The 11,982-nt window shown below is 47.3% G+C and carries 9 protein-coding genes and 1 pseudogene; all 10 read left to right on the forward strand.

All coding sequences use genetic code 11. The annotated features are described in order from the left end of the window. The first annotated feature begins 45 nt into the window (after nucleotides 1-45). The 10 genes and pseudogenes from FRZ59_RS08490 to FRZ59_RS08530 all read left to right on the forward strand — a co-directional run bounded on the left by FRZ59_RS08490 (nucleotide 46) and on the right by FRZ59_RS08530 (nucleotide 11,978). Nucleotides 46-1,389, forward strand: a complete 1,344-nt coding sequence (locus tag FRZ59_RS08490) for a sulfatase family protein (RefSeq protein ID WP_158640569.1) — start codon at nucleotides 46-48, stop codon at nucleotides 1,387-1,389. Between the two features lie 12 nt (nucleotides 1,390-1,401). Further along, nucleotides 1,402-2,007 (forward strand): RNA polymerase sigma-70 factor, encoded by a 606-nt coding sequence (locus tag FRZ59_RS08495; RefSeq protein WP_132130010.1) that lies wholly within the window; start codon nucleotides 1,402-1,404, stop codon nucleotides 2,005-2,007. Nucleotides 2,008-2,126: 119 nt separating this feature from the next. Beyond that, nucleotides 2,127-2,798, forward strand: coding sequence for a hypothetical protein (locus FRZ59_RS08500; RefSeq protein WP_147698277.1), 672 nt, complete (start codon nucleotides 2,127-2,129; stop codon nucleotides 2,796-2,798). Nucleotides 2,799-2,812: 14 nt separating this feature from the next. Continuing rightward, nucleotides 2,813-2,989, forward strand: a pseudogene (locus FRZ59_RS19015) (FecR family protein); the annotation flags it as partial. A 6-nt stretch (nucleotides 2,990-2,995) separates the two neighbouring features. Then, nucleotides 2,996-3,442, forward strand: a complete 447-nt coding sequence (locus FRZ59_RS19980; RefSeq protein WP_432417396.1) for a FecR family protein — start codon at nucleotides 2,996-2,998, stop codon at nucleotides 3,440-3,442. A 36-nt stretch (nucleotides 3,443-3,478) separates the two neighbouring features. Beyond that, nucleotides 3,479-6,754 carry a TonB-dependent receptor gene (locus tag FRZ59_RS08510; RefSeq protein WP_158640570.1) on the forward strand — a complete coding sequence of 1,092 codons (3,276 nt, stop codon included), beginning with the start codon at nucleotides 3,479-3,481 and terminating at the stop codon, nucleotides 6,752-6,754. 9 nt (nucleotides 6,755-6,763) lie between these two features. Then, on the forward strand, nucleotides 6,764-8,152 hold the full coding sequence (locus FRZ59_RS08515; RefSeq protein WP_132130007.1) for a RagB/SusD family nutrient uptake outer membrane protein: 1,389 nt from the start codon (nucleotides 6,764-6,766) through the stop codon (nucleotides 8,150-8,152). Between the two features lie 10 nt (nucleotides 8,153-8,162). Next, nucleotides 8,163-8,708, forward strand: a complete 546-nt coding sequence (locus FRZ59_RS08520) for a fasciclin domain-containing protein (RefSeq protein WP_158640571.1) — start codon at nucleotides 8,163-8,165, stop codon at nucleotides 8,706-8,708. A gap of 123 nt (nucleotides 8,709-8,831) precedes the next feature. Next, the gene (locus FRZ59_RS08525; protein ID WP_132130005.1) at nucleotides 8,832-10,562 is read left to right on the forward strand and encodes an FAD-dependent oxidoreductase; all 1,731 of its coding nucleotides are present in this window, start codon (nucleotides 8,832-8,834) and stop codon (nucleotides 10,560-10,562) included. Nucleotides 10,563-10,565: 3 nt separating this feature from the next. Then, the gene (locus FRZ59_RS08530; RefSeq protein WP_132130004.1) at nucleotides 10,566-11,978 is read left to right on the forward strand and encodes an exo-alpha-sialidase; all 1,413 of its coding nucleotides are present in this window, start codon (nucleotides 10,566-10,568) and stop codon (nucleotides 11,976-11,978) included. Nucleotides 11,979-11,982 lie beyond the last annotated feature (4 nt).

The following is an 11,982-nucleotide window of genomic DNA, read 5'->3' on the forward strand; positions in this document are numbered from 1 at the left end:
ACGGCTTTTAACGCAATATTCCTCCTGGGATGTTTAGTGTTTTTTATGTCTGAAACGCGCGGTCAGCAGGCGCCCAATATGCTGGTGCTTATCGCTGATGACTGGGGGTATCCTCATGCCGGAGCTTATGGAGACCATGTAGTTCAGACCCCCAATTTTGACAAAATTGCTAAACAGGGAATGCTGTTCACCAACGCGTTCACAACGCCATCCTGTTCTCCTTCACGGGCTTCTTTACTTACCGGCCAATGGCCTCATCAGCTGGAGCAAGGGGTGCATCTAAAGGGATTCTTAAATAAGAAGTTTCCGAATTATGTCGAATTGCTGGCCGGGCAAGGATATGCAACCGGGCATAGCAAGAAAGGCTGGGGCCCGGGAAAATATCAACTGGGTGGCTACGAATACAATCCCGCCGGCCCAAAGTATCCGGATTTCGAAACGTTTTTCAAAAGCAGGTCAAAAGACCAGCCTTTTTGCTTTTGGTTTGGAAGCCATGATCCACACCGGCCCTATGAACAGGGTAGCGGAGCTACATCGGGAAAATCAATAGCTGATGTAAAAGTTCCTGCCTTTTTGCCGGACAATGCGGTGGTAAGAAATGATATACTGGACTATTATTATGAAATAGAACAATTTGACCGCGATGTTGGAAAAATTCTGGCGGTTTTGGAAGCAGCGGGTGAACTTGACAATACGTTGATTGTAATAACCGGCGATAACGGTATGCCTTTTCCGCGGGCAAAGGCAAATATCTACGATGCCGGCACACATGTGCCATTAGCAATATCCTGGCCTGTCCGAATAAAACCGGGACAGCTTTGCACAAGCTTTGTCGGCTTCATTGATTTAGCGCCTACCTTTTTAGCAGCCGCAGGCATGCAAGCGCCAAACGCGATGACTGGTACGAACTTGCTTCCATTAATGACAGGAGGGAAAGAGCTTGTCAAACGCGAAAAGATGTTTGTAGAACGCGAACGGCACGCGCGTGTCCGTAAAGGAAATGTTGGCTACCCTTCACGCGGCATCCGAACAAAGGACTTTTTGTATATCCGGAATTTCAGGCCGGACCGGTGGCCCGCGGGCGACCCGGAATTCGGTACCGGACGTTTTGGAGATGTAGACAGATCACCAACCAAAGACTATATCATTAAGCGTAAGGATGATCCCGGGATTGCTCCGTTTTTTGAGAAGGCATTTATGAAAAGGCCTGCGGAAGAGCTTTATGATTTAAGGGTTGACCCGGATCAGTTGAATAATCTTGCCGGAGTAAAGCAATTTACGGCAGTTCGCAGGAAGCTGCGCCGGAAATTACACCGCTGGATGAAAAAAACGAGTGATCCTCGCTTAAATAATGGCGGCGACCATCTTGAAAGGTATCCCTATCAGTAAACCTGACCATATGTGAAGACCGCCGTTACAAATAAAGAATACCAGGAAAAGAAGCTGTTGCTTCGCATCTCCGGGGGAGACGAACGGGCCTTTGCTCAGCTGTTCCATGCCTGGCAGGGAAGGATGTTCCAGTATATCCGAACGATCGTCAAATCCCCGCAGGTAGCTGAAGAAATAGTGTTGGATGTGATGACCAAACTCTGGCTGGGCAGGGAGATGCTACCCCGTGTTGAAAATTTAAATGCTTTCTTATTCCGGATTGCCTACCGGAGGTCCGTCGATTTTCTCCGCACCGTTGCTCGCAGCCCGAAATTGACAGAACTATTATCTGACGAAATGGAATATGCGAGTACGGTTTCGGCCGACAGTACTGTCATTCAAAAGGAATATGAACTCAAACTAAGCGAGGCGATAACACTGCTAAGCCCGCAGCGCCGTAAGGTGTATGAAATGAGCAGGAAAGGCAGCTTATCGCATGAGGAAATCGCTGCCAGGCTTAACCTTTCCAAATATACGGTGAATAATCATGTCTCTGATGCTGTACGTTTTATACGCCATTACCTCGTTAAGCACCTTGATATTGAGGTGATTATTCTCTACTTTTTTCTTCTGCCATAAAAAGCTGTCTGAAGCTGCATTATAACCGAAGGCAAACTTCAAAAAAAACAGGGGCCAATTAGTTGTTGGTTTAGTATTCAGCGTCATGCCTTTATGAGGGGAAATCCCCTGCCTGAACCATGAACACTAGAAACGACAGACTGGCTGATTTGCTTCGGCGATTCCTGGATAACAACTGCACCCGGCAGGAATTGCTTGAATTATTGGAGATGATTGAGCAATTCCCGGATAGCGAAAATCTTCGACACGTCATGCGGGAGCAATGGCATGCTATTTCTGACGCGGAAGGAATACCGCATGCCCATGCTAAGCTGGAAAATCTTTTACGGGCATCGAGGACTGCGACGAAGGAGAGAGGCGCTGAAAGAACAGAGAAAAGGTCCGAAACAACAGGAGAACGTTGGTGGAAGCAACGACCTGCCCGACGTTTTGCTGCGGCAGCGGCTATCGCCCTGATACTTGTAAGTATCACTTACCTGTTTTTTAAGCCGGACACTTCTATCCCGAAGCAGGCGCTGAGTGCCTATAATTCACAGAACGATATTGCGCCGGGGAGTGAAAGGGCTATCCTTACTCTGGCGGATGGGACAGCGATTTCTCTTAATAGTAAGCGCATCGGAACCCTGGCACAACAGGGCAGCATGCAGATAATCAAACTTGATAGCGGCCAACTGGCTTACTATCCTGCCGGCGATGATGAGGGACAGGGGGAAATTGCTTATAACACACTGACCACTCCCCGCGGGGGCAATTCAAAGTCACCTTACCCGATGGCACCAAAGTATGGTTAAATGCGGCGTCAACGCTTCGTTATCCTGCCGCCTTTACCGGTAAAGAGCGTAAAGTATCGCTCACCGGGGAAGCTTATTTTGAAGTGGCATCTCAACCGCTTTCTTCCGGCGGGGCGGAGGGCGGTAAGGAGAGGATGCCTTTTATTGTTCTCGTAAACGGCATGGAAATAGAAGTGCTGGGCACTCATTTTAATGTGATGGCTTACGAAGATGAAAACACCATCCAAACCACCTTGCTGGAAGGATCTGTAAGCGTCATTCCGACAGCAGCCTTATCCGGGAGAGTATCCGGGGAAGCGAAGCTGCTCAGGCCCGGTCAGCAGGCACGGCTTACCAATCCGGAAAAAGCGGGATCCAGGGGGGCTAATGAAATCCGGATTATCGGCGATATTGATACCCGCCAGATCATCGCCTGGAAAGAAGGATACTTTCAGTTTGACCATACCGATTTGCCCACTGTTATGCGGCGTCTGGCAAGGTGGTATGATGTCGAAGTAGTCTATGAAGATATCGATTCAATACCAAACCAATATTTCGGAGGTCGCGTACCCAGGAACCTGCCCTTGTCAAAACTCCTGTCTGTTCTGCAGCAGAACGAGGTGAGGTTTCGTATCCGGGGGCGGCAACTCATTATCCTGAAATAAATCATGAACAAGACAATGTGCAAAATTCTTTTGGCAATGAAATTACATGCTGTACTATTATTAGCCGGAGCATTGCAGGTAAGTGCAGGCAGTTTTTCGCAATCCATAAGCTTTCAGGGCGAAAACGTAACACTTGAAAAGGTTTTTACCGCGATCAATCAGCAGACGGACTATAGCGTATTCTATAATTACAGTGTGTTGAAAGATGCCAGGCCGGTTACGCTGAATCTCCGGAATACATCAGTGCAAAACCTGCTTGATGCAAGCCTGAAAGGACAAGGTTTGACTTATTCCATAGAAGAGAAGCTCATCCTTATTAAAAGAACGGAGCGATCGGGGCCGTTGCTCCGACCTCCTTCAGCAATTGATACCATAAGGGGTTCGGTGACGGACGCGGATGGATTTCCTCTGCCCGGTGTTTCTGTGCAGGTAAAAGGAACCCTTAAGGGAACACTTACAAATGAACAAGGGAAGTATGAGCTTCCTGATGCGGACCAGGGAGAGCTTTTAGTGTTTAGTTTTCTGGGCTTTAAAACTGTTGAGACGCTGATAAATGGCCAGGCAGAGATAAGTATAACGCTGCATCAGGATATCGCCGCCCTTGATGAAATTGTTGTGATCGGATACGGAGAGCAAGAAAGACGGGACATTACCAGTGCGATATCTTCCGTAAAGGGCGATGACGTTGAAAATAATCCCATTGCAAGCGTTGATAACTTATTGCAGGGCAGGGCTGCCGGGGTACAGGTCTTGCAGACTTCGGGTGAGCCGGGCACAGCGGTTTCCGTCAGGGTCAGAGGGTATACTTCTATCGGCGGAGGAAATGAACCGCTTTATATCGTTGACGGCGTCCCCATAAAATCGGGTAGTTATACAAGCCTTGGTCAGGGTTCGGCGGGATTTAATGCCCTCGCTGATATTAATCCAAACGATATTGCTTCTATAGAAATATTAAAAGATGCTTCTGCTACATCCATTTATGGGGCAAGGGCGTCAAACGGGGTAGTGCTGATCACTACAAAGCGCGGGCGGGCTGGTAAACCAACTCTGTCCCTGAACTTCTATTCGGGAGTGTCCAGCCTTGCAAACAAATTACCGGTACTCAATGGAAAGGAACACAGAGCCTATTTTACTGAAGCATGGCTGAACAGGGGAAGAGGGCTTAGAAATGAAATCACAGATAGTCTGAATTGGACGTTCAGTGGTGATACTGATTGGCAAGATGAAATTTTCAGAAGCGCTTCTGCCAATAATGCGGATTTTTCCTTGAGAGGAGGGAGTGATCAATTCAAATACGCTGTTTCCGGCGGTTATTTTAAGCAGGAAGGTATTTTGCTGAATTCCGTTTATGAGCGTCTTTCCGGGAGAGTGAATACTGAATATCAGGCAACAAAGAGTTTAACGATCGGCAGTAATTTATCATACAGTATTTCTTCAAGGAACACGGTGAGGCAGGGTAGCGGAAACAACTTTCCGATATGGATGGCGCTTCGAACTTTTTCCTTTCTGAGGTCAACGGATACTTTAGGGCGTTTATGGAAAGGAACGAACCCGATCCGGCAGCTGGAGGACATAAAAAACGAAGAGAACTCGGACAGGATCATAGCCAACCTTTACGGCGAACTGGAAATAATCGAAAACCTGAAGTTAAGGTCAAATATCGCTGTCGATTTGTTGTCATTGAAGGAAGACCGTTTTACACCGGCAAGTTTACTGACCACACCACTTCGACAAGCAAACTCCAACTATTACCGGGACCGGGGCTGGGTAAACGAAAATACCCTGACCTATCAAACGAATTTTAACAGCGATCATCATGTTTCCGCACTCGCAGGGTTTAGTCAGCAAGCAAATAATATTCAGGTGCTTTCTGCTTTTGGAAGTGGGGCAGCCTCGGATAAAATTCCTACCATCAATGCCAGCGCCTCGATAGATGGGGCGTCTTCAAATGAGACCTCGTGGGGTATTTTCTCGCTATTCGGGAGAGTAAACTATTCGTTTAAGGATAGGTACCTGTTGAATGCTACCATCAGAAGAGATGGGTCTTCGAGATTTGGCAGGGAAAACAGGTTTGGCACGTTCCCGTCTTTTTCAGCCGGCTGGCGAATTGCTGAGGAATCGTTTATGCAAAACAGCTCCCTTGTACAGGAATTAAAGCTGCGGGTGAGTTATGGGGTGACCGGGAATCAGTCCATTGGCAATTTTATTTCACAGGGATTATTTAACGCCGGCGAGAACTATATGGGACAAGGAGGAATCGGGCCTGCTTCCAACGGAATTCCCAATCCGGATTTAAGCTGGGAGTCAACCAATCAATTTGATATTGGGCTGGACCTTTCTGTTTTTGATAACAGGATCTATCTGATTGCTGATTATTATCATAAAAGAACCCATGGACTGTTGTTTAACGTGGATCTTCCGGGAACATCCGGTTATAATTCCTTAACTACCAACCTTGGTGAAATTGAGAATAAGGGATATGAACTGACCCTCCATACCAAGAACCTAACGGGCGATTTTCAGTGGAGTACCGAAGCCAATTTCTCATACAATCAGAATAAGGTGATAAGCCTGCCCAACGGTGAAGATCAATTTGCAGGACTGGGAATCGTCCGTGAAGGAGAGCCATTGGGGAGCTTCTACGGTTGGGTATTTGACGGCGTGTATGCACGCGATGAAGATGTTCCGGAAGGTTTAACGACCGGGGGCGGCATAGGATTTGAAGGCGGAGATGCGATATTCCGCGATCTTAATGGTGATAACAGGATCGACGAGAACGATCTCACCATTATCGGCAATGCCCAGCCCGATTTTGTCGGCGGACTCAGCAACAGCTTTAGTTATAAAGGTTTCGATTTAAGTATTCTATTTACCTATTCGGGCGGGAATGAAATTTTCAATGCCGTCGAGCAAATGCGCGGAGGGAACGGCTTTTCTCAAAACCCCAGGCCTTATATCTGGAAGAATGCATGGAGAGAGCAGGGAGATATAACCGACGTTCCGGTAAACTGGATGGTTAAACCGGTGGAAAATGATAGAAATTCCTCCCGTTGGGTAGAGGATGGGTCGTATTTGCGGCTAAAAAATATCTCTTTGTCCTATAACCTCAATGCTGAATTTCTAAATCGGTACTTCATTTCAGGTATGAGAATTTACGTGACCGGACAAAATGTTTGGACGGGAACCAGTTACCTTGGCTATGACCCGGAAGTGGTTACTACATCATCTGATAACTCCAGGCAATTTGGAATTGATAACGGCCGCATGCCTATTCCAAGGACATTTATGATGGGTATTAATGTTACTTTTTAAAGCAGAAAAATGAAACGAATTTATTGCACAATCCTGATCGCCTCCCTTTTTAGTTGTGAAGTATTGGATCAGGAGCCGGTGAGCCAGATAACCATAGAAAATGCACTGGAGACCGGAGAAGATGCTGAATCAGCGCTGATCGGTTGCTACCATCAACTTGCCAATACATTAAGTCAACGGTACATTCAATGGGGAGATGCCCGCGCGGATAATCTGGCTGTCGGCCTTGCGTCATCGGCTAACCTTATTGAGAATACATTTAACGCCAATAGCTCATTTTCAGACTGGAGTCCTTTATACAATACGATCAACCGCTGCAATATTGTAATAAACGCTGTTCCGGAAATAACCGATGGACTTACCGAAGAACGAAAGAACCAGATCACAGGGGAAGCCAGGTTCATCCGGGCTTTGTGCTATTTCTATGCCGTCCGGCTATGGGGAGATGTCCCATTGATCACACATCCGACGCTTTCCGCAGAAGGCTTAAAGGTTTCAAGGGATCCCGGGGAAAATGTATTTGCCCAGATAGAAGCCGATCTCAATGATGCCCTGGAAGCAGTACCCGTTAAATACAGCAGTGCTATAGAGAATAAAGGAAGGGCAACAAAGGGAGGGGTGCTTGCCTTGCAGATGCATGTATACGCGTGGATGGCGCAACGCGAAGGAGGAGGAGCCGGCTATTTAAACAAGGCAGTGTCGGCATATCATGATATTTTGGAATTGAATCAATATTCTTTATTGCCTGAGGGAAGCTACGGCATGCTCTTTTCACAGGAGAATACGGAAGAATCCATTTTTGAATTGCAGTATAATTATGAAAACCAGAATACGAATGGCTTAGCCGGCCTTTTATTACAAATCCCCTTTAGCAGAGCGGCAAGGGCTGCTTACAGAATTGATCCAAAACTACTGAACGCATTTGAAGAAGGCGACTTAAGGAAAGAAGCCATCGTCTATTATCCGGATCCGGGGCAGATCGCGCAAGATCCCTATACGATCAAATATGCGGGTAAGACCCAAACTCCCGAAGGGATCAGCCTTTCGGATGATAATATGATCATCTTCAGATTAGGCGGTGTCATGTTATTGCAGGCCGAAGTGCTTAACGAATTGAACCGGAAGGAGGAGGCGATTGGCCTGGTGAATCAGATACGCAACCGGGCAGGTTTGCCGCCATTGGATACCGGGCTTTCCAAAGAGCAAACAAAACAAGCGATCCTGGACGAAGGATTTATTGAGTTGTGTTATGAAGGACACCGCTGGTTTGACCTCATCCGGAATGGCGTTGCGCTGGAGGTATTGGATGATATCCAGAGCGAGGATCACCTGCTCTGGCCAATCTACACCGAAGAACTTGTCAAAAATCCCAATCTTGTTCAAAACAGTTTTTATTAATCGAATTATTATGAAAAGATCTAAGTTCATATATCCTGTTATCGTCTTCTGCATGCTGGTATCAGCCTCATGTGACGATTTTGAGTATAAGCCGGCAGGGCCATACGAGGGGAAATTTGATTTATCGGTCAATGAATTCGTAACCCAGCGATACGACTCCCTGCAAATGCTCAATGAAGCGTTGAATATTACCGGTCTTTCCGAAACTATTGAATCAGGTCAGTATACCATATTTGCTCCCTACAATTCCAGTTTTGAGAGTTACCTCAGCGATAACGATTACCAGTCGCTGCAGGATGTACCCAAAGATGACTTGATAACGCTGCTGCAGAATCATATTATCTCCGGAAAGAAAAAAGCTTCGGCATTTCCTCCGGACGGCCGGCAATTTGAAACCCTGAGCGGAAAACTATTAGCGATCCATACGGCGGAAGATACTCGTGGTTTAAGTACAGCGTACGTGATCATTGCTGAAGGAAGGACCGTCTTAACATCAAATATAGAGTTGCGTAATGTTGTATTACACGCTTACCAGGACGATTTGCTAGCTGATTGAAATTTATCGCAGGGGAAACCAGGGCCTGGTAGGAGAAAAGATAACGAATCCAAATAAATTAACAGATTGAAGAATATGGAAAACGAGTCAAGGCGAACATTTTTAAAAAATTCAGGTCTTCTGATGGGAGCAGGCGGGCTGGCCAATTTTTCATTTGATCTGCCTCAGAAGAGCGTGTATAATACGACCGCCGCCAGCAATTACAAATGTGATATCCTGGTGGTAGGCGGGAGTTTCGGGGGCTGCGCCGCTGCTTTAGCGGCTGCAAAATTGGGGAAGAATGTAATAATTACCGAGGAAACCTCATGGATAGGCGGGCAGGCAACCACCCAGGGCGTTCCCACAGACGAGCATCCCTGGATTGAAAAATTTGGCAGAACATTAAGTTATGCCGGTTTTCGTCAGGGAGTAAGGGATTACTACAGAAACTATTATCCGCTGTCGACTGCAGCGCGGGCTGATCCCTTCCTGAACCCCGGCGCATGCTGGGTCAGTGCCCTGGGATTTGAGCCCAGGGTAGGGATGGCCGTACTAGACCAAATGCTGATGCCTCATTACACAGCCGGCCGGGTGAAGGTCCTGACAAATGTCAGACCTGTAAGTGTGGATATGAATGGGGACAGGTGCAGAGGCGTGATCGTTAAGAGTGATCTTACGGGACAAAATATTGCGATTGAAGCTTCTTACATTTTAGATGCCACGGAACTTGGAGACGTATTGCCCCTGGCGCAAATGGAATTTGTTACCGGATCAGAGTCTCAAAGTGAGACGGGAGAACCTTCGGCAATGGAAGGCCCGCCTCAGCCGGACAGGATACAGCCATTTACCCATTTAATAGCGATAGATTATTTACCCGGCGAAGATCATGTGATCGAAAAGCCAGCGTCTTACGAGAAATGGAGAGGCAGTTTTAAAAATTTAACAGGAGTTGATGACGGCGGCCCGCTTGAAAACAGAATGAGGCGATTGTTTGCAGAAGGCTCCGAGGGAGTATACAAACAAAGTATCTGGAACTTCCGGCGGGCATTTTGCAAGAGCAATTTTGCTCCTGGTGCATTCGCCAGTGACATCACTATGCTGATGAATGGCAATTCCTACAGCCATGGAAATTTAATCGGGGGAAGCGAGGAGGAGGCAAAGCTGCATTTTGAACAGGCCAGGCAAAAGTCCCTGAGCTTGTTATATTTCCTTCAGACAGAGGTGCCGTCTGGCTATAATAACAAGCCTGGGTTTCCCGGACTCAGGCCTCGCGGGGATGTGTTTGGTACCAGCGACGGTCTTGCGCAATACCCCTATGTCAGGGAATCAAGGCGGATCAAGGCGGAATTCACCGTACTGGAACAACATTTCAGGACGGATTTGCATCCTGACGGGCCTGTAAAATATCCTGATAGCGTAGGTGTAGGGGGGTATAGGGTAGATATCCATCTTAAGGCAAAAAATAAAAATTCAAGTTACACCCAGGCATTGCATGGAATGCACTGGCCCCAGCAAATACCATTGGGGGCGCTGATTCCGGTAAGGGTGGACAATATTATCCCGGCTTGCAAAAATTTGGGTGTTACCCAGGTCACCAACGGCGCATTCCGGCTGCATCCTGTTGAATGGAACATTGGTGAGGCAGCGGGAGCCCTTGCCGCATTTTGTCTGGATAAAAATGCGACACCGCGGCAGGTACGGAAAACGGATGGTTTGCTGCGGGAATTTCAGGGTGTCATTACAAAAATGGGGTTCGAACTGGAATGGCCCACCATGGAATATGCCCGGTCTTATAACAGCCATTATGTGAATGAACCGGACTGGTATTGGGGAGAGGCGGACCTGATATATTCCGATGACTCTTATTTGAAGTAACAGATGGAGCGATTAAAGTTTGCCTTACTAACAGGTGTCAGTTTGCTTTTCCTGAATTGTCAGGTCCTTGCCCAGTTTCGTTTAAACGCTCCTGCCGGATTACGTGTTCAACTAGGCTCGGCTTCGCACGTTAACTTGGTTTGGGAGGATCATTCGGATGGAGAAGGAGGTTTCCTGATTGAACGTAAAAAGAAGGATGATCCCTTTTGGGTAAAAATTGGTTTTGTGCCATCCGATACAACGCAATTTCAAGCTGGCGGATGCGCTGCGGCTGTTGAATACGCGTTCCGGGTAAGGGCTTACAAAGGAGCCGCTTACAGCGACTATTCCAATATTGCAAAGGCTAAAACCCTTCAATCTTTTGATAAACCGCAAGGCAGTGTTATAGAAAGTTCCACGCCACGCCAGGGGGAGGGCACTGCGATTAGAACGAATAATGGAAATTATCAGCTCTACTTTGGATCCTTTACGGGAGTCGGAGACAAGAGTGTTTCCAGCATTGCGAGAAAGGCCAGTACGAACAAGGGAAATACATGGAGTGAGATGGAGATCCTGTTTCAGGAAGAGGGGATCTCGCTTTTGCACCCTTCCGTTATACGGTTTTCCGAAAAGAGGATAGGGCTGGCTTATTCTAAAATGGTAAAGGGGCGGGCCTGGAAAGTGTTCCGTTATTCGATGGATGAAGGGGAAACCTGGAGTGAGGAGATAAACGTATCCGATGGTATCTATGAATACATGACCGGCGCGCATGACAGATTTGTAAGGTTAAGCAATGGATTGGTCGTTAATCTTGTTCACAGTATAATCCCTGCGGAAGATGATCAGCCAAAAGGTAAATTACTTGGTACCGATCTTTATGCGACTCAGGATCAAGGGCTGACCTGGTTCCGGCTGAACAGCGAAACCGTGGTTAATCAGGAAAATCCGTATGGATTAGGCGAATATGGCTTTTATGAGGCGTCCCTAGCAGAGTATGAACCGGGTAGGCTGGTCATGTTCGGCCGGAGTGCTTCGGGGTTCCTGATGGGTAGCTATTCGGATGATTTCGGGAAGACCTGGAGTGATCCTGAAAAATTCGGTATTCAGCACCCGCTGGCCCCAGCCAGGGTTCAAATGATACCCGGAACCAACGAAATCCTGCTGATACACAATTCCATGAAGGATGTGACAAGTACCCGCGGCGCCAGCGACAGGTACGTATTAGCCGCAAGGCTAAGTAAAGACGGAGGGCAAACCTGGAAGCATTATAAGCAACTGGAGTACGATAACGTGCATCATTATTCTTATCCGGCCATTTTAATCGACGGGGCCCGGGTGCATTTGTTCTATTGGAAAACGGAGCTGAAAAACAACCGCTGGGCGAAAGTGGAGCTGGCGCACCGTGCGCTGCCCCTTGAATATTTTATTAGCGAATAATATC

It is taken from the genome of Anseongella ginsenosidimutans, assembly GCF_008033235.1.
GTDB classification, from domain to species: Bacteria; Bacteroidota; Bacteroidia; order Sphingobacteriales; family Sphingobacteriaceae; genus Anseongella; species Anseongella ginsenosidimutans.

What these genes read in the sequence shown, in the direction of transcription:
- FRZ59_RS08490 (WP_158640569.1), top strand. Translation starts at nt 46, where the DNA reads ATGTCTGAAACGCGCGGTCAGCAGGCGCCCAATATGCTGGTGCTTATC.
- FRZ59_RS08500 (WP_147698277.1), top strand. Translation starts at nt 2,127, where the DNA reads ATGAACACTAGAAACGACAGACTGGCTGATTTGCTTCGGCGATTCCTG.
- FRZ59_RS19980 (WP_432417396.1), top strand. Translation starts at nt 2,996, where the DNA reads ATGGCTTACGAAGATGAAAACACCATCCAAACCACCTTGCTGGAAGGA.
- FRZ59_RS08510 (WP_158640570.1), top strand. Translation starts at nt 3,479, where the DNA reads ATGAAATTACATGCTGTACTATTATTAGCCGGAGCATTGCAGGTAAGT.
- FRZ59_RS08515 (WP_132130007.1), top strand. Translation starts at nt 6,764, where the DNA reads ATGAAACGAATTTATTGCACAATCCTGATCGCCTCCCTTTTTAGTTGT.
- FRZ59_RS08520 (WP_158640571.1), top strand. Translation starts at nt 8,163, where the DNA reads ATGAAAAGATCTAAGTTCATATATCCTGTTATCGTCTTCTGCATGCTG.
- FRZ59_RS08525 (WP_132130005.1), top strand. Translation starts at nt 8,832, where the DNA reads ATGGGAGCAGGCGGGCTGGCCAATTTTTCATTTGATCTGCCTCAGAAG.
- FRZ59_RS08530 (WP_132130004.1), top strand. Translation starts at nt 10,566, where the DNA reads ATGGAGCGATTAAAGTTTGCCTTACTAACAGGTGTCAGTTTGCTTTTC.